Here is a 26173-nt window from a genome sequence, read left to right on the forward strand (position 1 = left end):
TCGGGCTTGATTCAGTATCTCCTTTTATAAAGGATGCTGAAAAGGGAGTGTTTATTCTATGCCTTACATCAAATCCCAGTTCAAAAGATTTTCAGTACATTACGTACAGAGAACAGGAACTCTACAAAATTGTGGCAAAAAAGGCAGTTGAATGGAATCAAAACGGCAATATCGGGCTTGTAGTTGGTGCCACGCATCCTGATGAGCTTGCTGCGGTAAGAGCTGCTGCAGAGGACCTGCCATTCCTTATCCCCGGAATAGGAGCACAGGGAGGAGATCTTGAAGGGTCTGTTAAAGCAGGTGCAGGCAAAAGCGGAGACCTTGCTGTAATTAATTCGAGCAGGGGAATCATATACGCTTCAAAAGACGATGATTTTGCAGAAGCAGCAGGCAACGCTGCAAAAAAATTGAGAGACAGCATAAACAGGGTACGAGGATTATAAAAATAATCACACTGAAAAGCCCTATCCCGGACTGACGTTCAAATTTAAATTCATTTAAAATTAAGACAGGGAATGACAATGGATATTAAAGACCGCGATTCGATTATTGCAGTATTCAAAGAAACAAGAGCCCTTCTTGAAGGCCATTTTCTTCTTACTTCAGGCCTGCATAGTAATGTCTATTTTCAGTGTGCCAGAGTTTTCCAATACCCTGAATACAGCACTGAACTGTGCAAGGGCATCGCAAATAATTTTAAAAATCAGGAAATTGACGTTGTTGTTTCTCCTGCTGTAGGCGGGATTGTAGTGGGCCAGGAAGTTGCAAGACTTCTTAATATCCGTTCGATTTTCACAGAAAGAGTTGACGGTAAAATGACCTTGCGCAGAGGTTTTGAACTCAGCGAGGGAGAAAAAGTTCTCGTTGTTGAGGATGTAACAACAACAGGCGGGTCAGTCAAAGAAGTTATAGAAATAGTTAAAGAGAGGGGTGCAAATCCTGCGGGAGTTGGTGCTGTTGTTGACAGAAGCGGCGGTACAATAGATTTCGGAGTACCCTATTTTTCACTTGTGGCTATGGAAGTTCACAATTATGCCCCTGAAGAGTGTCCCATGTGTGAACAGGGCAGCAAACCTGTCAAGCCCGGAAGCCGCGGGCTGAAATAAATTTTCGATAAAATGGTCCTTACCCTATATATAATTCAAATTCTGGTTTCCATTATTCTTCTGTGGAAGGGTTCAGATATTCTGGTTGAGAGCTCAGTAAATATCGCGAGATATTTCGGAGTGCCTCAACTGATAATCGGACTTACAATAGTAGCACTGGGCACTTCTGCTCCGGAATTAACAGTTACAATAGGTGCAGCTTTAACCGGACAATCAAATATTTCCGTCTCCAATGTAATAGGATCCAACATCTTTAATCTGGGATTCATTCTTGGTAGTATAGCAATTGTGAAATCAGTAAAAACTTCGCCGCGCCTTATTGCAAGGGACGGCTCGGTGCTTATTGGTGCCACTATTGCAGTACTTTTCATGGTGTGGGATACCCATCTCAGCAGGTTCGAGGGATTGATTCTTCTTACAGGGCTTGTCATTTATAATATTTTTTTAATAAGAAACGGGAAGAAAAACAAAGAGGAATCAAAAGAAGAAAAACTTGCAGTAAAGGATATTGTTAACCTTGTTTCAGGTATTGCAGTTGTTGTTCTCGGAGGATATTTTTTACGCAATGGAAGCGTGGGAATAGCACGTATGGCAGGACTTTCCGAATGGGTTATAGGAGCAACAGTTGTAGCTGCAGGCACATCGGCGCCTGAATTTGTAACTTCACTTATGGCAACATTAAAAGGGCACTATGGAATTTCTGCAGGAAATTTAGTGGGAAGCTGTATTTACAATTTTATGGGTGTTTTGGGTATTGCAGTTGTTATAAGGCCCATGAATGTTGCAGCAAGTGCACGGCAGACAATGATTATGACTTTTTTAATAATTGTGACTGCTCTTGTGCTCCTTGCAACGAGGAAAAAAATGTCAAGGCTTGAAGGTGTATTTCTTTTTCTTCTCAGTGCGGTTGTGTGGATTGTTGAATTTATGTAGATTAAGCTTGTGATGAAATTGAGTATTGTATTACGGAATTCCGTTCTTAACTATTTACCCTGACTTTTCTCCATTTCACCAATTTTCTTCAGAAGATACTCTTCATCTTTTTTATCTATGACTTTTTCATCTTTTGTAATCCGGCATACAAGTATGTCTCTGCCGAATTTTTCAAGCCTGCTCAATGTAACCTCATACGGCTCCAAAAGTTCAATTATAGGTTTTAAAAGATACTGTTGGTGGAGATAAGATATACACAGAAGTGTTGCAGATTTGATAAATTCACCTGAGGAAGACAGCGTGCCTGTTGTACGTATAATTGTCAGTATAGTTTTTTTGTTCTTCTGGATTAAACTAAACATGTCAAGTATGATCTTAATATGATCTGCTATCTCATCACCTCGTGCGCCTATCCTGTAAAAATCTTCAATACTATAATACAATTCCCTTATAACGTTTTTATTAACAGGTTTCAGCTTTTCCCTTACAGCCTTGAGTTTTACAGAGTCCAGGGTACGCATGCCTGCATCAAAATCTCTAAAATCTCCGATTGCTTCTGAAATCTTTTCTCTTATTGTATTGTAAATTATTTCTGTATTCTCAATTGCAGTAAGGTGCACTCTCATGTCAATAATAAAAACTCTCGTTGATCCGAACTTTTTAGGCGGTTTAACAGAATGAATGTGAAACCCGGAGACTTCTTCAAGTTTGTTTACAGTTGTTGTTATTGTACGCCTGCCCAGATCCTGCTTTGAAGGTATTACAATAATCAGTTTAAAATCAATAAAAAGATCTGTTGCCTGGCTGACACTCTGATATACTTGAGTAATATTGGATTGTTCCGCCTCTCTTACGAGAAGGGGAATGATGGCCCTGGCGTATTGTTCGAATCCGCCTATTGATTCTATCCACTGAGCCCGATCTCTCTGCTTGTTCAAAACAAGCCGTGAAAAGGCATGATGCAGCCTGGACTGTTCCAATTCCGTTAAAGCATTTCCCGAAGAATCAACAAATTCTATACGAAACACAGAAATACCATTTTCTGTAGTAAACTCTCTGTTGTGTTTGAGTATAAAATTAGGAATTGTATACTCAATTGTTTTCAGGCAGTCTTCGAGATGAAGCAGATGAGCAGGCCCGGCAACTGTTATTCCTGTAAACGTACCTTCGGAGCTTGTTTCAAAATTGGCTATCTCCAACTGAATTGTGTCTCCGGATTCTGCAACTTTCAATGTAAACGCATAATTTGTAATTATCTGTTTTGCAATATCTTCAACTTTCCGATTTTCAATATAGTCCCTTGATCTTGCTGCAAAGTATTTAACTGCCTCTCCATTTAAACCTATGATTTTCTCTATATCATTTTTATTATAGATCTTTTCAATATAAGTTATTACCCTGGAGTAGATTTCCAGTTTACGAAATTCCTCGGATAAAAGATAGGTTTTTGCCTTGGTGCCGACAGCAGCTTGATTTATCCTGGAAATGATAATATCTTTTTGCTCCCAGAGTTTTTTCAAAGCTTTTTTATCAGATGTTTCAATCCCAATAAGCACAATTCCGATATTATCATGTTTCCCCGGAAGAGATAATCCCTTAACAAAAGAGATATTCCATCCTATTTCATGTATAACACCGGTGCATGCATCAAAAAGGCCGGGCCAGTCAACACTTAACACTCCCAAAACAGTAATATTTTTTTTGCTGTGGCTCTCCTGGATAGGCAGGTCAACAATTTCTGCAATTATTTTAAGGTTCTTCTTGTCTTCCCAATCATTGATCAATTTAAGCATAAGAGCGTATTGTTCATGTAATGGGAAAATTTCCTCACTTTTGGTTATATCTTTTATATATGAAGAATAAGTATGCGGAGAGAGGCTTATTTTATATTTCTTTAATATTTGATCAATTTGTTTCTCGGGAATTTCCATGACTGCTGCTTCCGTTACTCTTTATTTAACATCTCTAAAGATACAAAAAAAAAGCGCCCTGTTCAACCTGTATTAAATAAAATTGTAACGGGCGAATAATACTTGTAAATAAATTTTTCAGTCCAGAGTAAGAGCCTGCCTTATATCATTTTCCGGGAAATCATTTTGCTGTTCCGTATGATGCCAGTGCAGCACTTTCATAAGGGTCTGACGCATTGTGTTTTCTTTCTCAATAAGTCCGGCCTGGCTGCTGCTTGCAAGAATAGCCATCCCAATAATCCCGCAGACAAATCCCAAAAATCCTGTAATAATACATAAAATCATTTTACTTCTCAATCCTCGATTATTGTTTATTCCTCTTGCTCTATCTCTATAGATATGCAATAAACGTGCCTCATTTTAAAAATATTACAAAATAAAAGCATGCTGTAATTCCTTAAAAAACAATCATTGTTTAAAAACTATTATCTTCCCATCGCAATTTAATGTTTAATTTTTGACAGATGTGACCATTAATAAACAGAGAATATCTTGACTTAAACGGGATAAATCAATATATTTACACAGAAATCACGTATTTACCTTATTCCTTTTTTGCAATATTGCCTGTTTTTATACAAGTTTGCGTTTTTAATCGGGTTTTAATATAAATAATATATTTTTGACCCTGTTATATAAACTTAAAAAGGAGAACGAAAATGGCAAAGCAAAACAAAATTTTATTAATCATTCTGGCAATTATTCTTCCGCCTCTTGCTGTGTATCTGAAAAAAGGTGTAAAAAAAGATTTCTGGATAAACATTCTTCTTACAATCTGTTTCTATTTGCCGGGAATCATACATGCCCTCTATTTGATTACAAAATAATAACAGGCATCAAATTAATGTATCACCGTTTATTTATGCAATCATAAAGGAGGAGAGAAATGAATATTTTATGGTTTATTATTATCGGTGCAGTTGCAGGCTGGCTGGCCGGACAGATTATGAAAGGTAAAGGGTTCGGATTTCTCGGTAATCTGATTGTCGGTATTATTGGAGGATTTCTGGGCGGTTTTGTTTTTGACCAATTGGGGATTGTATTTTACGGGATTATAGGGTCTTTAATTGCCGCTGTAGTAGGTGCTGTAATACTTTTATTTATTATACGTTTATTCAGGAAAAAATAGACAGTAGTCATTTATTTTATTCCGCTCCGCAAGGACAGTTCCCTGCGGAGTTTTTATTTACTTTTTATTATACTGCTCCCCTTGACATTTTAATACTATCAAGTTATATTTATCAAGAACAGTGAAATTGGAAAATCAATCTTGAATTGTTAATTAAGGTTCATTGTTCTTAAATTTAAAAAACCAAAAGTTAAAAATACATACAAAGACTCGGAATATTGAAATATACAAACTGCATGCTTTTCATATGCGATATGATAGTATTAATAATTATTATTTTATTGAAATTAAAAACATCGGAGCACAAGATGAAAAGAATTATCCCTGGGATTATAATAACGATAATGATTGTATCCTGCAATTCAATCCGGGATGACTATTTGACCAAGATTTATTCCGGCCAATATGACGCAGTCGGAGTACCGACAGGTTACATAAATTCAAAAGGCGACACAATAATCCCGATTGGAAAATACTATTACTGTTATTCCGATACTATTCGAAATTTCGGGATAGTAATGGAAAAAGGCGGCCGAATAATCGGAATAGATAAAACAGACAATGAATTATTTGATATCTTTAAATACGATAACGGCCCGGACTACGTTTCCGACGGGCTTTTCAGAATTATGAAAAACGGAAAAATCGGATACGCTGATATGAACGGCAAAATTATAATTAAACCGCAGTTTGATTGTGCATATCCGTTTAAAAATGGATTAGCAAAGGTATCAAAAAAATGTATAACTGAAAAGAAAGGCGAATATTCAATCTGGAAGAGTAATGACTGGTTTTATATAAATAAAAAAGGCCGAGCAATAAAAAAATAATCTTAAGTTGATTCTGAAATATTTTCATATATTACATATTCCTCTAATTTTTATTGACATCAAAGTAACAATATATTATATTAACATATCAGCATTTATATAAAACCGGGGGGCAAAAATTGAAGATATTTCAGCCGTTTATTTTAATAATATTTTTTTCCGTATATTCCCTGCATGCACAGGAAGTAAACCTGACAAAATTTTTCCGTTTCTTTATAAATGCAAATTACGACAGTTCCCGTGCATTTATTGAAAAGGAACTGTTGAAAGACCCGGATAATCTGGTATTACACCTTTATCTCGGCAGAGTATTTTTGGTACAAAAAAAATATTCTCTCGCAATTTCCAGTTTTAAAAATGCACTTCAGCACAACAAATCAGATGCTGCTATTTACAATTATATAGGAAAGGCTTATGAAGAGCAGGGAATGCTGGCTGAGGCTGCACATGCGTACACTTCTTCGATAAAACTGGACTCATCTTTATACGCTCAATTAAAACTCGGCTCAATATTTTTTAAACAGAATAATTACAATGCATGCACAGCTGTTTTAACAAAACTTATTTCCCGGGATTCTACGAATTTGTATGCTTATTACCTTTTAGGTCGTTCTTTTTTAAAATCAGACAAAAATGACAGTGCAATAGTTTTTTGTTCAAAAGCTGTGCAACTTGACAGCACTTATTATCCCGGTCTTTTGAATCTTGGTATTGCCTTTTTTAATTCCAGGTTGTACAAAAATGCCGTTAAATCATTAAATAAAGCCGTAATCATAAGTCCTGAATCCCATGAGGCCAGGTATTACCTTGGATATGCATATATTAAACTGGATCAAAGAGCAGATGCGTTAACCCAGCTTGAATTTTGCGCAAATTCAAACAGCAGGTTCAAACAAAAAGCCCTGATTGCATTAATAGAATTTTACCGTAAAATAGGACTTAATAAAGAGTGTATCCGTACAGCAAAGAAATATCTGGAATTAAATACAAAAAACTACTTAACAACCGTATATTTTCATCTTGGATGTGCACTATCTGAGGAACAAAATTTTTCAGAAGCAGATTCTGCTTTTCAAAAATCATTAGCCTGCTCTAACCTGCCGCTTATTAAAGGGATTTACTTTTACAGAGGTTTGAATTCACACAAACAGCAGGAATATATCAAAGCCATAAATTACTATAAAAAGGCTGTTACATTAAACCCGGACGATCCTTACACCTATTACAATCTCGCAATTGTTTATGATGAGTTTTACAAAGATAAAAAACCTGCAATAAAATACTATCAGAAATTTCTTGACTATTGCAAAAACAAAGACGACAACTCTGTTCTGGTTCAGGCTGCAATAAACAGAATCAAATCCCTTAAACAAAAACTCTATTTTAAAAAATAGACACGGCTTTAAGAGATGATTGCAATTGTTTTCATGATTGTAGATAATTGGTCTTACAAAGACTTTACCTTGATTTTTTCTTATTACTTTTTACTATCTTATATTCGGTTGATCCCTGCACCCTTTATTACCAGTAAAAACCATTAGACCGAATAAAAAATACACACATCTGATAAGAGGTGAAATATGGGACAAAAAGATAGAAGGCATTTCAAAATATTTATTTTTATTACACTAATCCTTTATTTCCCGATAGTGTCTGTTACTTTTGCTCAGATAGAACAGACATCAGGATTTTTTTCTCTGAGGAGCCAGTCTCCCATTCAACAGTTACGTGTTGGCCTTCAGCACCATCCTCCCTGGATTGTTCCTGAAGGACAGTGGGCGCTTAATATCCAGCATACCTGGAAAAATATGTGGCTGTATAAAGAGGATCTCTACCGCATTGACGGTGAAATTCATGAAACAGTTTTCCGCGGGGCCTATGGTGTGACTCCACGCCTTGAAGTAATGGCAGAGGTAGCAGTGCGCCACATCGGAGGCGGTATATTAGATGCACTGAGCGAAGGATTTCACAATACATTCGGCTACACTCAGGCAGGAAGAGACAAATTTCCCCGCAATCAATTCGCAGTTGAAATTTACCTTCCGGATAAAGATACGACCTTTACTCTAGGTTCCTCAGCTACGGGCTGGCAAGTCGGGAATCTGATACTTTCAGGCACTTATGCTCTGATAAAAAACCGCAGTAGTAAATTTCATGCTGTAATAACCGGAAATGTTAAACTCCCTACTGCCACTACAAAACAACTTTTCGGAAGCCAGAAAATTGATCTGGGGCTTGCTCTGGGACTGGGATATTCAATTTCTCCTCTTCATCTCTATTATAATACTGGTTTTCTGTACTACGGAGATAAAGAAATTATGGGCCTTGAATTACGCCAATGGCATCTCAGCACTTTGATTGCCTTTGAATATCACCGTCCCGGAACCAGCCATTCCTGGATTTTTCAGGGACTTGTAGAGAGCGGCGTTGCCAAATACTATAATGAATTTGACAAGCGCACCTTTGAAATAGTACTGGGATACAAACACTACTTTAAATCAGGCTGGACATTCGGCGTCGGTATTTTGGAGAATATTTTTTATTATGATAACAGCCCGGACGTAGCGTTTCATTTTGAATTAACCCGATTATTTAAGTAAAACACTAATAAAGGTATAATCTACGAAATAAGAAATAATCGCTCTTAGGTCTGTCTGAAAACTAAGTTACTACATTCCCATGCCTTATTTGTATAAACAGCACTGATGATTTACACGGAAACTTTATTCTGAAATTCAACAAATAATTATGGGTTAATTTTATGAGAAAATCACACCTGTACAACAGCATTATATTCCTTCCCCTCTTGTTCCTGATTCTGCTTCTTTCATATTGTGATTTGTTCCAGGGAGATTCCGATGACAATACAGACGATGGACTAAACTGGATCACCGGGACATCATCATCTGTTGAAAAAGAGACATACTATGTCTCTGTAAGCGGAGATGACAGTTCAGACGGGAAAAGTATAGACAGACCGCTAAAGACTCTTGCTGCTGCCTTAAGAAAAATTAAACCTGGCGGAAAAATCTTAATCCTGCCCGGAACATTTTATGAAAGCCTCGGTATGCAGAATTTTGGCAGCAAAATTGATACAATTACAATTGCAGGGTTCAATGGACTGCCTGTTATAGATGGCGGAAATAAAAAGACCATGGGTATTTTTGCAACAGATTGCATAAATCTGATTTTTCAGAACCTCCTGTTCCGGAATTTTACCGATGCGGGACTGGTTGTATCTGCATGTGACGGCATTATAATAAAGGATGTTATTGTAAAGGATAACGGACATGCAGTAAAGTTGATTGATTGGGAATTTGAAGGATACGGAATTCATGTGGAAAATTCAAAACATGTGCTGATAGAAGGAGTCGAAGCGTATGGAAACGGTCCTCATCCGAAAAAGACAAAAGATATTTTACTTGGCACAGGGATAAATACATACGGAAATGAGGATATAATCATACGAAATAATTCAAGTCATCACAATACTGGCGGAGGTTTGTTGATTGAAGACAGTTATGACGTTTTGGCGGAAGGCAATATTCTATACGATAATGACTGTGATGCCAGCGCGGATGAATGGTGGGATGCAGGTTTATGGTTAGACGGCGGTAAAAACGTGACACTAAGGAACAATCTCTGCTATAATAATCTTGGCGCAGGTATTGAGGTCAGTGACGAAGACCGGCAGTCTCCCACAGGATATGTTCTGGAAAACAATATTTGCAGAAATAACTATTTTGGTATATTTGTCTGGAATTTTGGTACGTTGGACTGGCCGGATCAAGAGGTGATTAAACTGTCAGGGAATCAGTTTTCAGATAATTTACGGAAAGATGTATGGATAGTGGACTGGATGGAATAGTTAAAATACATCAATAAATGTAAACCAGTTATTCTTAATAATCAGATTGTTCTTTTATAGAACAATTTAAGAATCAACCCGCTTTATTAAGGCATTCAATTATTTCCGTTTTCTTAAAATAATTTCTCCGGAGTTTGCAAAATCTTCCTATTAAAATACAGTAGAACGATATTTGAAAATATCTGCTTTTACTCTGAATTTATTCCCGATTTTTTAATATTTTTATATCTTTTATGCAAAAAATTTCTTACCTTAACCAGCTTGAAAATTAATGAGTTTTAGAAGACAGAAAAGGATCTAATGAGAAAAAAGAATATTCGTAATATAGCGATAATTGCACATGTGGATCACGGAAAAACCACACTTGTTGACGGAATGTTAAAACAGAGCGGCATATACCGTGACAATGAGACAATTACCGAACGGGTTATGGATTCCATGGATCTTGAACGTGAGAGAGGTATCACAATTATGGCTAAAAATACTGCTGTGCGGTATGGCAGTATTAAGATTAACATTGTTGACACACCTGGCCATGCGGACTTTGGCGGAGAAGTTGAACGGAGCCTCAATCTCGTTGACGGAGCAATACTCCTTGTTGATGCCAGCGAGGGCCCTCTGCCTCAAACACGTTTTGTTGTTAAAAAAGCTCTTGATAAAAAACTGCCGATCATTCTTGTAATTAACAAAATTGACCGCTCAGACCAGCGTATTGAAGAAGTAATTAATGAAGTTTATGACTTGTTTATTGATTTGGATGCTTCTGAAGATCAGATAGATTTTCCTGTTCTATACACCAATGCCAAGGCGGGAATAGCACATTTAAAGCACGGAGATGATTCAGAAAACCTCAAGCCGCTGTTTGAAACCATTATCAGTAAAATCCCCGGTCCGGAGACGGATGATGAGGCGATTCCCCAATTTCTTGTCACAAACCTGTCTTATGATTCATATGTGGGCCAGATTGCAGTAGGCCGTCTTTTTAATGGTACTCTGGAACTGGGTAAGCAGTACAGCCATTGTACAAAAAAGGAAGTAGTGAAAGGTGTCAAATTTTCAGCTCTCTATACTTTTGAAAATCTCAAACGCAAGGACACACAAAAAGCTGAAGCCGGTGATATTATTGCTCTTGCAGGTGTTGATAATATTGAAATCGGTGATACTATCAGCGACCTGGAGAATCCAAAGCCTTTGGAGCGCATTCATATAGACGAACCTACACTCTCAATGATTTTTTATGTTAATAAAAGCCCTTTTGCCGGAACCGAAGGCCAATTCCTGACCTCACGCCATATCAGAGAAAGACTGTACAGAGAGACACTTGGAAATATGGCCATAAATGTAGAAGATACTGAACGCCATGATGCATTTGAGGTTTTCGGCAGAGGCGAACTTCAGATGGCTGTACTTATTGAGACAATGCGGCGTGAAGGATATGAATTTGCAGTATCAAAGCCCAAGGTCGTTACAAAAATAATTGACGATAAAAAATGCGAACCTGTAGAACATGTGTTTATTGATGTTCCTGAAGTTTATGTGGGTGTAATAACTGAAAAACTCGCCGTACGTAAAGGCCGTATGATTAACATGGTTAACCACGGCCACGGCCGTTATGATCTTGAGTTCCTGATCCCCGCAAGAGGGCTCATAGGCTTCCGCAGCCAATTTCTAACAGACACCAAAGGTTCCGGTATAATGAATTCAATTCTTAACGGTTACGAACCCTGGTTCGGGCCAATACCGCAACGAACAACAGGCGCTCTTGTTGCTGACAGAGTAGGCCGTGTAACTAATTACGCCAGGTTGGCAATGGTAGACAGAGGCACCCTGTTTGTAAAAACAGGAACGCAAGTCTACGAGGGAATGATTATAGGCGAACGAAACCGCACTGCAGACCTGTACGTTAATATAACAAAAGAGAAAAAACTGACCAACATGCGCAGTTCAACTTCTGAAGCCACAGTAACATTAAGGCCTCCTACTATGCTGTCCCTTGATCAGGCAATTGAATTCATTGCAGAAGATGAGCTTGTAGAAGTTACACCGCAGAATATAAGGCTTGCAAAAATGATTCGGGAAAGAAAAAAACGAGGGCCAAAAATATAAATCCTAACTTCAACGCACATTAAAAATTAATTTGAATAGCAATTTTCTTTTGACAATGTAAATAAAAATTCACAACTCAGATTCCAATAAGCAATAACTAAAAAACGAAAAATCCATGTTAAAACGCCCTAAAATATTTTTTATCTGCAATATCTAACATTTGCTTATCGCCTTTACTGTCACCATATACATAAATACTGTTATATTCGGAAAGATTATATTTTTCCTTAATTCTATTCAATTTTTCATTACCATAGCAATTTTTACCAGCAAGCTTCCCTGTTATTCTGTTTTTTTTTACTTCAAGCATAGTTGAAATAAGATCAATATCGTTCTTGCTGCACCATGCTTTTAAATAACACTCCAACGAAGCAGAAACAATCACAACTTTATGATTTTTCTGCTTATGCCACTTAATTTTTTCTATCGCCCTGCTATTTACAATTTTATCTATTTCATTTATTGAATATTGATTGGCTATGTTCTGTAAATAATCTATTTCCCAATTTTTAAAAAAATAGGCAATCAATTTTTCTTTTGCAATAAAATTCGGGATTATTTTCAGCTTATATGCTGCAAGCACAGGAGTCAATAAAATTAAACCTGAATAATAATTCTTTTTGCCAACTGAATACTTTATAAAATCAGGGAAACTATCTTTCCCCGTTACAGTACCATCAAAATCAAAAAATGCTATATCTGTCATGCCTACTTCTTTAGGTTATTCTTTTTATCGTCTTCCGGAGTATAGGAATACAATACACCGCATGCCTCATAATGGCTTATTTTATAAACCTGCCGCAGACCCTTATTTTTCAGTAACTCAGATTGTGCTATATTATCTCCATGTGCATCAAGCACCCAGAAAGAGTCAGGTAAAAAACCGCTGTTGTAATCCGACTGCAGGCTGTCAATACTATATATATGAAAATCCATACCCAACATATCTGCATAAGTACTATACCCATACCCGTTGAAAACAATATCAAACATGGGTATTTTGTTATTAATTTTATTGGCATCTACAAAAACTTCACGCCATTGCTCCTTGTTTATCTTATTATAATAGCCCATATAATATAATTGGAATATTGATAAAAAAACGATTATTGCAACTATTATTTCGCCTTGTTTTTTTGTTCCAATTAAATAAACTCCAAATGCAAGGAACACTATGATTGCTGGAACGACAATAATGGTGTTTCTTACTGTCAGGATAGGGACTGATATGACGCTCTCTAAATAGGGCAAAATATACCCGCTCCCAATCCAGATTAAAAGTATTATTGTTTTAAATTTAAAATCTGTTTTATCACGTTTATTAAACAGGGAAAAGAGACTAATTAATGAAACATAAAAATAAACTATAATTAAATAAACATTTCTAAAATAATACTTTATATAATACACAACAAAGGCAGGGGGAGGACAAATAATCCAAAAACTCTTTCTTGATAAATTTCTAAGTAAATTCTTTCTTAGTGGAAGCAAAGAAATAATAATTGCTAATAATGCAATTCCAGCAACTACAATTAAGTATTTTTGTTTTTCTTTTAATTTAACCCAATAAAGTGTATAAATAAAAAACTGCGCAATTAAAACATAAAACCCAAAATAGTGCGTATAAATCATTAAAATAGTAATTAATAAATATAATGAAATATACTTTCTCTTAAATTTTTTGATAAATTTAAAGAAATATATAAAAGATAAAACCGTTAGCAAAAACAATAAACTATAAGATCTTACTTCCTGAGAAAAATAGATTAAAAATACATTCGTTGAGGCAATAATTAATGAATATAAACCCACTTTCTTATTATAGATTTCTTTTCCCAAAAAATACATACAAATAACACCTAATGAACCAATAAAAGTGGACAAACTCCTTCCTGAAAATTCGGAAAATCCAAAAATTTTATACCAGCCATAAAGTATCAATTGATATAACGGTGGATGCACTCCAACGTTAACTAGTTCCTTCCACACACTTAATAATGTTTTATCCGGATTACTTACAGTTGCACTATACAACTCATCTAACCAGTAACTTTGAAAAGTCAGACCTTTAAATCTTAGAATAATACCAAGAAATATAAAAATAAATAGAATTATACTATTTTTTTTATCTTGTATAAATTTTGTCATTACATTAGAAATTCTAAATTCTCCTAAATGTTCATTTTCTTAAATTGGGACTCAGGAATTAACTTAATAACAAACATTATCCACTTCCAAAGCCATTTAGTATATAGAATGTTTGCACCTTTTTGCTGTGCCCGGAAAATATCCTTTGCAACATCTAAAGGTTCAGCTGTAATGGCCGCTGGCAAATCCATTCCTGCAGTCATCTTTGTGTTAACAAATCCGGGTTTTACTGTAAGTACCTGAACATTCGCTTCACAGAGCCTGTTTCGAAGCCCTGATAAATATGCAGTAAAACCTGCCTTAGCAGAACCATATGTATAATTGCTTTTCCTGCCTCTGTCACCTGCAACAGAACTTATACCGACAATGAACCCTTTTTGCCGTTTTTCAAAATCATTGGCAATAATATTAAAAAGCCCGACAATACCCGTAAAATTAGTGCCAATAATAGTACGGACTTCATCAAAATTTTCCTGGGATTTTCCCTGGTCACCAAGATATCCGACTGCAGAAATTACCCCTTCGGGCTTTTCAGGCAAGCCCTCATAAAAACCGGATAAAGCACCATATTTCAGCACATCAAATTCAATTAGCTTAACATTAACCTGCCATCGTATTTTTATATCTTTTGAAAATGGTTCCAGCTCATGCACATTTCGGGCAGCAAGATATAGATTGTATCCATTACTGGCATATGTGCGTGCAACTGCTTTTGCAATATCACTCTTAGCACCAACTATTAATATATAGCTCATATTAAATACCCACTCTTTTTGATTGTAGAGAATTAAATTTTTCATCAAGGCCGTATTTCTCCCGAACAGCCCTGAACTTATCAATGTGGGGATATCCTTTCTCAAATATTTCCCGGGTCACTCGTACATCCTTTGTAAGATAAATCCTTCCGCCATATTCAACAACTATTTTATCAAGCTCGTCCAACAGATCAAACAACCCTTTTTCAATTTTAAAATCCAGTGCAAGACTGTATCCCTCAACAGGAAATGACAGATAATTTTCATTAGCTTTTCCATACAACTTCAACACCGCCAGAAAAGATCCTTTCCCTGATTTTGCAATGGTCCCGAGAATTCTTTCAAGGCCCTCATAACTTTTAGATTTTGGTAAAATAAACTGATACTGCGTAAATCCTTTTTTCCCATAAATCCGATTCCAATTACGTATTGCATCCAATGGATAAAAAAATGTATCAACATCAACTGTTACTGGCTTTTTATGCTGCATAGCTTTTAAATAATAAAACCAGTTGAATGCTTTTACAGTATAGCGGTTAAGGGCAAATGACGGGAACATAAACGGAACATTTAGACTGAAAGGAGGTTTATAATCCAATTTGCCGTCTTTTTTAAAATCGCCTGCCATAAGAACACATCTACCGATTTTCTTCCCTTTTGCAAGGCAGTCTATCCACGCCACAGAATAGGGTACAGAATGATATTTCTCGAATGCATCAAAGGTTTCTTTTAGATTTTTAGTCTTTACTGTTATCTGATCTATATATTTTGACTGCACTTTTTTTAATACAATTTCAGCATCTATAATAATGCCTGTAAGGCCCATTCCTCCGCACGTAGCATTAAATAATTCAACATTCTGCTCTCTTGAACAAGTAACTATTTCACCTGTAGCAATCATCAAATTAAACTCTTTTACACATGAACTGAAACATCCTTCCACATGGTGATTCTTTCCATGCACATCACTGGCAATGGCTCCTCCCACTGTTATTAATTTGGTGCCCGGGGTAACTGAAAGGAACCATCCCCGGGGAAGAAACACAGAAATGATATCCGCAAGAAGGACACCTGCCTGGCACCGCAGGACACCTGTATTCTCATCAAAATCCAGCATCAAGTTAAATAATCTTGTATCAATAACATTTTTACTGAGTGCACTATCGCCATAGCTCCTTCCATTACCATAGGGCATAATTTCATCATTATTAATTACAATGTTTTTAAGGCCCTCAATATCCTCAAATGCAAATGCAGTGTTATCTATTGAGGGATAATTACCCCAGCTTCCAAGACTCATACTTTCTCTTCCTTTCCGAAAACAATCCTTTTATCCATCCAATACTTAGCCAAATATCCAACACTCAACCCAACAACAGCACCGTAGTATTTGGCAGAACTATTCTTCAATACTAAATCAAAGCCTATTTCAGTGCACCAAAAAACGCCTGTTGTAACAACACCGTTAAGGGAATACAATATAAATTTTTTTACTGTATCAAAATGACTCCTTGAAGTGTAGTAAAATATATACCGTTTATCAAGTATATATTTAATAACAAAACCGGCAATTGTACCGCACGCCATTGCAGTATACAGACTGTACGCGCCGCCATAAGCCAATAGGACTAAATGCTGGGTTAAAATATTTACACCCATGGAGATAATAGCAAAAAATATATATTTAGCTACAATCATAAATAGATAATCCAGATAAATGTTGCTATCCAGATCACCAGAGTTATCTGCATAAATCTATCTTTAAAAAGTACTTTGGTAGGCGACCCGCTGTCTTTAAAAACAAATGTAATCTGCATGTAGCGCATTATTCCAAGTACTACAAAAAGGGCCGTCAAATATAAATGATTGCTGCCAAACCGCTCTATCACTTCAGTGGAAGTAGTATATAATGTATAGGCCACAATCACTACCGAAGCCATTATAATCATGGTTGCGTTAATGAATTCAAGATTATAACCATCATTAGCCTTACGCATACTTTGGCCAGTATCATTCAAAATCAACAGATCATCGCGGCGTTTTGCCAAGGCAATAAATAAGGCCAAAAGAAAAGTTAAAACTACAATCCATTTGGATAGCATAATTCCCGTAACAGCAGAACCTACAAAAAGCCGAAGCACAAAACCGATAGCAATTATTGTTACATCCATGATTGCTATTTTCTTAATATACAGGCTGTAGGCAATATTCATAATGACATATACCCACAATATTATACAGGCATTCCATGACAGAGCAGCCATTACAACACTTCCCACACAAAAAAGCAGCACCATAAGCACAAATGCGTGTGCCGTTTTCACCGAACCTAATGCCAGGGGGCGGTATCTTTTGGTTGGGTGACGGCGGTCTTCTTCAATATCAAGATAGTCATTTAAGATATATATTGAACTTGCTGCTAGTGAAAAAGCAGCAAATGCTACTATTGAATAAATAAATGAAATCTGATGTGTTATTTTAGCAGCAAAAAACAGGGGTAAAAAGATAAACAAATTTTTAATATAGTGTTTAACTCTCAGCAGGCTTACATACTGTGACATTTTTTCTTTCATGTAATACCATTACTTGTTTATATATTATACACAACACAAACTATACCCATATTCAAGTTTGCTTCTATTATACTGGCGTCTATATAAAGTAGCTTATTGTATAAAACACAATTATAAATACAGAACAATGAAAGAATATACTGTTTTTCGTGTTCATAAGCAACCAAATAGTACTATTCTCCGTGCATATATAACGTACACCGAGTTCACATCCACAACATAGTCATGAATTCGTGAGAATTGAAAGCTGGTTTCACACAAAGAAGATTAGGATACAATCTGTGTTGCATGAATATCCGTAATATCCGTTACTCTTATCCTTTATCAATAGCAGCATAACATAACTGTTCTAACTCCTGAGCCTTGCGGTGCCATGAATACTGCTTCCCAATTTTTTTAAATGCTGCCATACCCATACGTTCAATACTATTTTTATCCGCTGCTAATTCTTTGACTGCCATGATCATTTCCCGGATACTTCCGGGTGTACATAATATGCCATCTCTGCCGTTTTCAATAACTTCAGCAATCTGACCTATACGTGATGTTATAACCGCTTTACCGCACGCCATGTATTCGAAAATCTTAACCGGAGAATAATAAAAAAAATCAAGCGCAGGATAGGGAGCAATCACAATATCCATTGATGAAATATATGCCGGTACCAGCGTATGCTCTACATAACCGGTAAGAAATATCCTGTTTTCAAGGCGCTCGGTCCTTATAAAGGTTTTCAGATCATCAAGCATAGGCCCTCCTGAACCAACCAGCAAGAATACCACATCCCGATTATCGGCAACCACCGCCTTGATAAGTTCAATCAGCTCGCTGACGCCATGCCAATAATGAAACGACCCTACGAATCCTACTACTGTTTTACCCTGCAGCGGAAACCTGCGCTGCACTGCAGCAGGTGAAATAAATGGATTAAACCTCTTAAGGTCCGCCCCATTTGTAATCACATGCAGGTGATTTTCCGGAACCCCCCGTCCTACAAAGTATTGTTTCAAAGTATTTGATACACAAAAAGATATATCTGCGCTATTGATAAAATCGATTTCAAGCTTTTCAGCAAGCCCCCGTATACGCCTATACCGGGGACCGAAATTGTCAAGCTCGTATACAACAGGGCTATCAGCTTCAGCAATAATGGGGATATTTGCTTTTTTCCCAATTAAACGAGGAGAAAAAAGATACGACTCCATCCTTGCAATTAATATATCCGGTATATCCTTCTTAATTATGCTGCATTCTTCCCTGTAAAATCTGACATTTTTTACTATCTGATTAGTTTCATGCAGATAGCGGTGCAGATGTTTTTTAATAATAGTTCTAACAGGCTGCTCATTCCCCTCTTGTGCCGGAGAAGGCTCATGTTTTAGCCGCCAATATTTCTTTACAAAATGCCCTCTTGCTTCAAGGGCATTCATCAACTCCAGGCCTTTAATATATGACCCGATTGATATTCCTTTCAAGTCGTAAAGATAATTAAAATAATCTATTTTCATTTATAATGATCTTTGTTTTTTTCAGTATCGGATATTTTTACTGCAACAGCCCGCAAATAAACGCCATTGCTGCTGTATTGAAAATCTCTGTTTGACAATACATTAAAAATACTATAGCCCGTAAACGGTTTATATATTCTTCTTATAGCTTTCTTTATAAACAAAGGAAGTAACCCTGAAATAAATTTGCGAAATATTGCGATCCTGCCCGGATAAGATAATTTCTTTTGTTCATTCCACCATTCCTCTGTTGAACGGCCCGCTCTTCCCATAAATTTTATTTCAAAGCCTGCATTCTTCAGAGATAGAGTAAAAGCTTTTTCAGTAAAGTGAGAGAGATGGGGTATTGCTGCATTTCTTTGTTCAAGGTGTTTATTAACATCTTCCACAGGCACTTCACAGACAAATATGGAATTATCATACATTAAATCTTTGATGTGTGTTAACACTCCGTGAATATCCTCTGAATTATAATGCTCAAGAACATGGGACATCAAAATACAATCAAATTTTCTATTATCAAGATCAGGAATGGGTTCACTACTAAAAAATCCATCATATAGGTGTACTCCAAGAGATTGGAGAAAACCACGGGAATGTTCATCAGGTTCTACTACGAACAGAGAAATTCCAGGGCAAATATTTTTTACAGCATAAGATGAAAATCCATTACCCCCGCCGATATCAAGGAAAGAATCTCCTTCTCTAAATTCTCTGAACATTTTTGCAAGAAGTATCTGCGACAGAGATCGTGTTTCAATTAAAAATTTATCAAAAACAATTGATCTGGACTTTATTCCATACTTTTCTCCTGAATTCCGGTATAAACTTTTATAATACAGGTTTAAATCATTCTGCTCTATTGACGGAATAACAAAGCCAAAACCACAATTTTCACAAAAAATAAGCTCTCTGGAATCAAAAATATCCCTGCTTACTTCAGAAAATCTTTCCTCAATATTAAGGTACGAAACACGTATGCTCGTATCTACCTTTGAAGAACATACAGGACAGGTTATCTCTTTCATATCACTTTCTTATATTTATTCTAATCTGATTACTTTTACTCCTGTGGGAGCTTCAGGCGGAGTTATATCTGAATCCCCAAGAGGCCCTCTGTAAACAAACTTTATTGCATCCGAAATAACCACACCGCTCGTATTGTTTGTTATTTTAACATATGCCTCCTTGCCTCTTGCAAAAGGCAAAATACCAAGGCTGTTCCACCTGCCGAAATTGGTTGTCTGATCAATATAAATAGTTGTATCAATTCCTGTACTCGCAGTATGAATAATTGCAGGCACATGGTTTGCAAGCTGCTGACTTGAAGGGTCCGTGCCCATATAACCGTGCCACTCATAAATTTCATACCTTCCTGCAAGCCCTATTGCAGGAGTATATGTTGCAACTTCTTCACCGCTTCCCGGAGCACTCCATGCAAATCCGTTTTTCTGATATGGGCCATAATCTCTGTTATCATAAACCGCATAAAATTTTTTCCCATTAGTTGACATAACCCACCCTCCTGTATAACTGACAGGATCAGATCCCGGTGATGTCTGATTGTCGGGATTATTATCAACAATTATGGGCGTTACAAAAACTTTTTTACTTCTGAAAAGCATAGTACCGTCACCAAATACTTCCAGTTCAGGCCAACCTGCTTTTGCTGCATCTCCCCAAAGGACCAGAGGATTACTGTCAGTGATCTCCTCTCCGTTATTAAAAACAGGATCCTGGCCTCCCTTGATTCTGTAATATCTGGATCCGGCAATAGGATCAAGAGCAGATAGATCAGATGCTGTAATTGTCTGCTGTACACCTGACGAATTTACAACAGAAACGCCGTTATCAAAAAATCTTATCCACACACCGTCAGCATAAGGAGTTGCCGCAACAGGCTTACCTTCAATTTTCAACATATCACTCCTCGGATAACCAAGCTGGCCTTTTGCTTCAAACTCATCATAAAAATAAATATTTCCGTGGTGGCCTATCTGATTGCCCTCATCAACATAAAAATATGCTGATGTCAAAAGACAGCTTGCAAAACCATATCTTACAGCTCTATAATTATTTTTATACGGAGTTACAGGAAAATTCCTGTTATAAAAAGAATGAGAAGAATTGAAAAGCATTATTTTCGGCTCTTTGGTATTTGTTTTAGTATCATTATAATTCGTTCTCCACCACTTCCACGGGCCGTTATAAATTGGCCAGTCTTCAAAACATGCACCATTAATATTCGACCAAAGATCCCAGCCTTTTCCTCCTATCTGAACAACTACATACTTTACTCCCGGAATTTGATACTCTCTTTTATGGAAATCTTTTAACCCCATTTCCCATAAAGTCTGAACCGAATCAGCTCCCCACTCCTGAGTGTCTACAATACCATTACCGTTCAAATCACCTTTTGTTCTTACATTATACCCGGGGCCGATCCACCACCAATCATGGAAAACACCATCATAAACTGAAAAATCAATATCATTCGGCAAAAATCTTAGAATATAATCAACATAAGTCTGAAGGCCATTCCCGTCACCAAGATCAACTTTCGGACAAAGTGGAGTAATATTCATAATATGTGCATTATCCCATAGTTCACATCTGTTACCATCCACATCATGCCAATACCACTCTTCAGGCAAATCTCCGAGAGTATGCCCTCTGTTAAAATCAATAATGCAGTCGCTTGTTGCCAGTAAAATCACATTTGGATTTGCCGCTTTGTAATCATGGGCTCTGCTGTTGCCCGGAGGATATGCTATAATATCAAAATCTTTTAATATATCCACGCAAGCCTCAGTCTGTCCGCTGAAAGTAAAAATGCCAAGTCTGGGATATGGCGGGTTTAAATCCTGTGTAAAAGCAGTGCTATTGGAAAACAATACCGCTCCAACAGTAATAAATACAATTATATTTGATAGAATGATATGATTCTTATAATTCTTCTGGCGGTACATAACAGATCACCTCCATTATAATATATTTTTATATAGGCTGACAAATTGGCCGACTTCTCTTTGCCATGAAAAGTATTCTTCTGCTCTTATTCTTCCACTTTCCCCATATTTTTTCATCATCTTTTTATTATTACATAACTTAAGAATAGCTTCCGCAAGAACATCCGAATTCTCTGGACAGACAAGTAACCCCGTCTCATTCTGTAAGACTGCTTCAGGAGTACCGTCTACAGCAGTAGCAATAACAGGAAGCCCTGCGGCCATTGCTTCAAGTACTGCATTAGGCAGCCCCTCATAAAGAGAAGGCAGCACAAAAACATCAAAAGAGTTCAAAAGTCTGTCAACATCCGTACGGAAGCCAAGAAGATGAAAATGTTTTTCAATACCCAGATCTTTAATCATAATTTCTATCTCTTCTCTCAAAGGACCGTCACCAACAAGCACAAAATGTGCTGACTTGTTTCTCTTAATTACGCTATGTGCAGCTTTAATCAGATATCTGTGCCCCTTCTGCTTTGTAAACCTTGCAACAGTTCCAAAAACAATATCTTCTCTTCTAAACCCCAAACTCTTTCGCAATTCAAAATCAGCACAAGGGTAGAATCTGCTTAAATCCACTCCATAATGAATTGTCATTGTTTTTCGTTTAGGAACTTTATACTCATTCTGTACCTTCTTTTCAATAGCTTTTGATACTGCTACTGATTTTGTGTAAAGTATAGAAGCAATCCTGTAAGCTATTAAATGCCTTAGCTCATAATGTTCAGTAACTGCTTCCCACGAGATTATTTTTTTCACACCTGCAATTCTTGCTGCTACCGCTCCTATTACATCAGCATAGAAAAGTGTTGTATGAACGATATCCGCTTTTTCTTCATGTATAAGCTGTGCTACTTTTTTGATAAGAGAAAAATCAAAAGACCGCTTTTTGTTAAATACAACTATCTTAACACCAAGATTACTAAATTTTTCATAAAGAGGGCCGCTCTGGCCGACACTGCACACTACCGGCTCAAATTCGTCTTTATGCCAAAGATTCAGGCCTTTTACAAGATCAAGTACCTTGAGCTCTCCTCCCCCTATGGCAAACCCATTAACAATAAAAAGAATTTTTATCCTATCCAAAAACATGCCTTTATTTTAACCTCCTATTCCTGTTTTTGATTTGCAGTAACACCAGTAGGAATCCTCGGAGGTGTATTGTCAGCAGGAGCATTACTTAAAGTTTTAGTCCAATTGTCAAAATCATACTCAATCTGTTTCCCGTGTTTTCTAACAATCATCTTATCTCCTGACCAGCGCACCAAATATTTACCATTATTATCAATTGCTTCAAGGCGTTTAAAAGGAAAAGTGAATACAAATCCAAAATCACCAATGCCGCCCTTTTTCACAATAGAAACAAAGGTATCAGTACCCGGAAGCCTATTATAGCCAATCCAGTCACCCTTGCTTGTAATATACTTACCTGTTCCAAGATCAGCATTCGCAAATATTGCCGCTTCAAAATCATCAAGGCTGGCATAATCCACACCTTCTATGGCTACTTCTAACGCACTGGTATTAACATCAGTACGAATCCTAATGGCAACCATTGTCCTTCCCTCTTTTAAAAATCTCCAATTACCAATAGTTTGATCTACATCAAAAGCATTGCTGCGCAGGGCAACATGAAAAAAGGTGGCCTTAATAAACATTGCATTTTTGTACTGGAACCCCTGTTCTCCTGTTGTAAGATAGTTCATGTAATAAACTGGATGTGAGACATCCTCCCCTACGTCTTTTGTATTTATCCACAATCTGAAAGGTATTCCAGGCCTGCCGTAGCTTCCCGGTTCATCATCGGATTTAATACATAGCTGCCAATTCGATGTTGCACCGCCGCCCAGGGAATAAAATTTTGTAACATAATCCCATTTACCCGTATTTACGGCCCTTGTAATACTCCTGTTATATTCCATATTTATATGATAATAATTATCCGGTTCATCACTTAAATCACCAATATCAAAGATAATATCAGGTAACCTGTAATCAGAAAAATAAATACTCCTTGAAGGTTCATGTGAAGGCCTTGGCCCCCCCCAGAATATATCCCAGTAAAATCGGCCCCACCCTTTTCTGTAAACTTCCTCATATGATCGTCCAAGCTCACCACCCCACTGCTGACCACCATAATCCATTACTGAATCAATAAGATAGAAATCAATAAATATCTCAGCTTTACGCTTCATAACAGGGTCTTCCGAAAACTTTTGAAGAGCACTTATGCTGTGAATAATACACCAGGAATAAACAGGGCTGTCAAATTCATTATTACCAGATTTTACCCATTTATCAAGAAGATAATTAATATAAGCTTCACTTAACTCAAATTCATTGTATCTCTCGCCTATAGAATAAAGTTTTCCATTCCACATAAAAGGAATAACATTTTGACTGGGTGGAGGATCAGTTGAATAGTTGATATAAATATTTTTATGATATTGGCTGTATAGATATCTTGCAACCCAATCTGCAATTTGACTATTTGGAGCACCTGGTGCAACATTGTTTGATCTGTACACTCCATCATATAAATTTTGTATAAATTGCTTATCACTCGGATAGATAACATCACCATAATCGTAGAGAATCCATAAAAGCATTACAGAAGATTGCCATTCTCCATAATGCCAGGCATGCGCATATGGGGCATAACCTTCAGATGTCCACAATGACCCCCAGCTTATGATTATATTATGTACAATATCAAGTGCTGGTTTTGAAACACCATCAATATCTGTAACATAGTAGGTATTGCCGTCCAGTGTACCATTCTTCATTTTTTCCAGCCACGCCCATATTCTTTCATGAAAACTACGGCACTGTTCACCCATTGTATCAAGATATTCCTGCTTTTTCTGATCAAAAACTGTCTGAGCAGGTAATGAACCTGTAATGATGAATAGAAGGAACAAAATAATTATCAGCAAAAATTTCCTTTTCTTAAACATAAGCCTTCACCTCCTGATGTAAATTTTCTCAGCTTGAATGTATTTCAACACCAGCTGCTTGATAAAAAGATATCATTTTGTTGTAATGCATATCAGGATCAAATATCTTTTCCGCCTTTACACGTGCTGCTTTACCCAAAGCAGCAAGATGTGTTTTATCACCTATCATACGGCCAAGCAGCTCCATCAGCTCATCAACATTCCCTTGTTCGAATATATATCCATCCTCGCCGTTTTTAATTAACTCTGGAATCCCACCCATATTTGAGCCTATTACAGGTTTACCCATTGCCAAAGACTCATACATTACAAGAGGGGAATTATCATACCACTCTGAAGGAACTACGACAAACTGAGCACCGGAGACTATTTTCTTGAGTTCATCACCGTAAACCGGGCCTGTAAATTCAACCCACTTATTAAGTCCCAACTCTTCGGACAGCTTCTTTAAATTTTTCTCTTCAGGGCCTGTACCTATTATTTTCAGCTTCTGCTTTTTCACTTTTGAAAATGCTTTTAAAAGAACCGGTACTCCCTTTTCAGCAGAAAGTCTCCCGTAATATACAAAATAATCATCACTGTCATATCGGACAGGGTAGGAGTTCAAATCAATTGTATAAAAAAGATGATGTATTTTATCCTTCTCAATACCTCCCTGCACAAGTTTCTGCCCCATAAACATAGATGGCACATGATACAAATCTATGTTTTTTGTGTACAGCCCCAGCCATTTATGAACATACATCTCAAAAGCAAGCATAAAAGATGCTGCATATGATCCCTTATGACATTTTTCAATTATTGCGTGATAGTAGTTTCCATCAAGGCATTTCTCACAAATTTCATTTTTCCCCATATTATACAGTCTGTAACTCGGGCACACAGGTTTGTACGTATGTACAGTCTGAATCACTGGTATTCCCCTTGATTTCAGAACAGGAAGAATTGAAGGTGATATCTGATGATCTATCATGTGAAGATGAGCCACATCAGGTTTTACTTTATCAAGGAGTCTCTCCATCCGTTTTTTTGCCTGAATGGAATATGTAATTCGGACCATTGACCTGATTCCTGTTACAACTTTTTGGAATTTTGATTCAGGATTAAAATCAATATTATCTACAAAATATTTTTCCCATGAAGTTTCATAATTTTGAGGATGTTTCATCGAAAAAGGAATCACTTCATGGCCTTTGGACTCAAAAATCTTTGCAAGTTCAAAAAAGTACCTTTCAGCACCGCCCTTGATAAAATAATACTTGTCAATCATTAAAATCTTCAA

Annotated in this window: 24 protein-coding genes; 10 read left to right on the forward strand and 14 right to left on the reverse strand. The window is 36.8% G+C overall.

Going from position 1 to position 26173, the window contains the following annotated elements; genetic code table 11:
• The 3 genes from pyrF to J7K93_03930 all read left to right on the forward strand — a co-directional run.
• Positions 1-443: orotidine-5'-phosphate decarboxylase (gene pyrF / locus J7K93_03920; protein ID MCD6116140.1), on the forward strand; the 443-nt coding region annotated here is incomplete at its 5' end.
• A gap of 72 nt (positions 444-515) precedes the next feature.
• Positions 516-1106, forward strand: coding sequence for an orotate phosphoribosyltransferase (gene pyrE, locus J7K93_03925; protein ID MCD6116141.1), 591 nt, complete (start codon positions 516-518; stop codon positions 1104-1106).
• A gap of 12 nt (positions 1107-1118) precedes the next feature.
• On the forward strand, positions 1119-2039 hold the full coding sequence (locus tag J7K93_03930; GenBank protein ID MCD6116142.1) for a sodium:calcium antiporter: 921 nt from the start codon (positions 1119-1121) through the stop codon (positions 2037-2039).
• Positions 2040-2089: 50 nt separating this feature from the next.
• Here the strand turns inward: J7K93_03930 and J7K93_03935 are convergent, their stop codons facing one another.
• Positions 2090-3970 (reverse strand): hypothetical protein, encoded by a 1881-nt coding sequence (locus J7K93_03935; GenBank protein ID MCD6116143.1) that lies wholly within the window; start codon positions 3968-3970, stop codon positions 2090-2092.
• Between the two features lie 117 nt (positions 3971-4087).
• On the reverse strand, positions 4088-4294 hold the full coding sequence (locus tag J7K93_03940) for a hypothetical protein (protein ID MCD6116144.1): 207 nt from the start codon (positions 4292-4294) through the stop codon (positions 4088-4090).
• A gap of 374 nt (positions 4295-4668) precedes the next feature.
• Here J7K93_03940 and J7K93_03945 point away from each other — a divergent pair, with 374 nt between their 5' ends.
• The 7 genes from J7K93_03945 (at position 4669) to typA (ending at position 11942) form a co-directional block, all read left to right on the forward strand.
• The gene (locus tag J7K93_03945; GenBank protein MCD6116145.1) at positions 4669-4836 is read left to right on the forward strand and encodes a YqaE/Pmp3 family membrane protein; all 168 of its coding nucleotides are present in this window, start codon (positions 4669-4671) and stop codon (positions 4834-4836) included.
• 59 nt (positions 4837-4895) lie between these two features.
• On the forward strand, positions 4896-5138 hold the full coding sequence (locus tag J7K93_03950; GenBank protein ID MCD6116146.1) for a GlsB/YeaQ/YmgE family stress response membrane protein: 243 nt from the start codon (positions 4896-4898) through the stop codon (positions 5136-5138).
• 344 nt (positions 5139-5482) lie between these two features.
• Positions 5483-5968, forward strand: coding sequence for a WG repeat-containing protein (locus J7K93_03955; GenBank protein MCD6116147.1), 486 nt, complete (start codon positions 5483-5485; stop codon positions 5966-5968).
• A 119-nt stretch (positions 5969-6087) separates the two neighbouring features.
• Positions 6088-7362, forward strand: a complete 1275-nt coding sequence (locus tag J7K93_03960; GenBank protein ID MCD6116148.1) for a tetratricopeptide repeat protein — start codon at positions 6088-6090, stop codon at positions 7360-7362.
• Positions 7363-7548: 186 nt separating this feature from the next.
• On the forward strand, positions 7549-8568 hold the full coding sequence (locus J7K93_03965) for a DUF3187 family protein (GenBank protein MCD6116149.1): 1020 nt from the start codon (positions 7549-7551) through the stop codon (positions 8566-8568).
• A gap of 161 nt (positions 8569-8729) precedes the next feature.
• Entirely contained in the window at positions 8730-9836 is a 1107-nt protein-coding gene (locus J7K93_03970; GenBank protein MCD6116150.1) for a right-handed parallel beta-helix repeat-containing protein, read from the forward strand.
• A 300-nt stretch (positions 9837-10136) separates the two neighbouring features.
• A complete protein-coding gene (gene typA / locus J7K93_03975) occupies positions 10137-11942 on the forward strand; it encodes a translational GTPase TypA (protein MCD6116151.1) in 1806 nt (601 codons plus the stop codon).
• A gap of 118 nt (positions 11943-12060) precedes the next feature.
• On the opposite strand, the gene J7K93_03980 is transcribed toward typA, so the two are convergent.
• The 12 genes from J7K93_03980 to J7K93_04035 form a co-directional block, all read right to left on the reverse strand.
• Complete coding sequence (locus J7K93_03980) at positions 12061-12648, reverse strand: HAD-IB family hydrolase (GenBank protein ID MCD6116152.1); 588 nt, start codon at positions 12646-12648, stop codon at positions 12061-12063.
• 2 nt (positions 12649-12650) lie between these two features.
• Complete coding sequence (locus J7K93_03985) at positions 12651-14090, reverse strand: glycosyltransferase family 39 protein (GenBank protein ID MCD6116153.1); 1440 nt, start codon at positions 14088-14090, stop codon at positions 12651-12653.
• Positions 14091-14113: 23 nt separating this feature from the next.
• Positions 14114-14845 carry an SDR family oxidoreductase gene (locus tag J7K93_03990; protein MCD6116154.1) on the reverse strand — a complete coding sequence of 244 codons (732 nt, stop codon included), beginning with the start codon at positions 14843-14845 and terminating at the stop codon, positions 14114-14116.
• Position 14846: 1 nt separating this feature from the next.
• Complete coding sequence (locus J7K93_03995) at positions 14847-16145, reverse strand: FAD-binding oxidoreductase (protein MCD6116155.1); 1299 nt, start codon at positions 16143-16145, stop codon at positions 14847-14849.
• Positions 16142-16543, reverse strand: coding sequence for a GtrA family protein (locus tag J7K93_04000; GenBank protein ID MCD6116156.1), 402 nt, complete (start codon positions 16541-16543; stop codon positions 16142-16144). Before J7K93_04000 ends, J7K93_03995 begins: the two co-directional genes overlap by 4 nt.
• Entirely contained in the window at positions 16540-17406 is an 867-nt protein-coding gene (locus J7K93_04005) for a UbiA prenyltransferase family protein (protein ID MCD6116157.1), read from the reverse strand. Before J7K93_04005 ends, J7K93_04000 begins: the two co-directional genes overlap by 4 nt.
• A gap of 326 nt (positions 17407-17732) precedes the next feature.
• Entirely contained in the window at positions 17733-18926 is a 1194-nt protein-coding gene (locus J7K93_04010) for a glycosyltransferase family 4 protein (protein MCD6116158.1), read from the reverse strand.
• The gene (locus J7K93_04015; protein ID MCD6116159.1) at positions 18923-19954 is read right to left on the reverse strand and encodes a class I SAM-dependent methyltransferase; all 1032 of its coding nucleotides are present in this window, start codon (positions 19952-19954) and stop codon (positions 18923-18925) included. The genes J7K93_04010 and J7K93_04015 overlap by 4 nt, the downstream gene beginning before the upstream one ends.
• A 15-nt stretch (positions 19955-19969) precedes the next feature.
• Positions 19970-21895, reverse strand: coding sequence for a hypothetical protein (locus J7K93_04020; protein MCD6116160.1), 1926 nt, complete (start codon positions 21893-21895; stop codon positions 19970-19972).
• Positions 21896-21910: 15 nt separating this feature from the next.
• On the reverse strand, positions 21911-23026 hold the full coding sequence (locus J7K93_04025) for a glycosyltransferase (protein MCD6116161.1): 1116 nt from the start codon (positions 23024-23026) through the stop codon (positions 21911-21913).
• A 17-nt stretch (positions 23027-23043) separates the two neighbouring features.
• Positions 23044-24891, reverse strand: coding sequence for a hypothetical protein (locus J7K93_04030; protein ID MCD6116162.1), 1848 nt, complete (start codon positions 24889-24891; stop codon positions 23044-23046).
• Positions 24892-24919: 28 nt separating this feature from the next.
• Positions 24920-26173: a glycosyltransferase family 4 protein gene (locus J7K93_04035; GenBank protein MCD6116163.1), complete on the reverse strand. Its 1254-nt coding sequence runs from the start codon at positions 26171-26173 to the stop codon at positions 24920-24922.

It is taken from the genome of bacterium (assembly GCA_021158245.1).
Lineage (GTDB): Bacteria > Zhuqueibacterota > QNDG01 > QNDG01 > QNDG01 > QNDG01.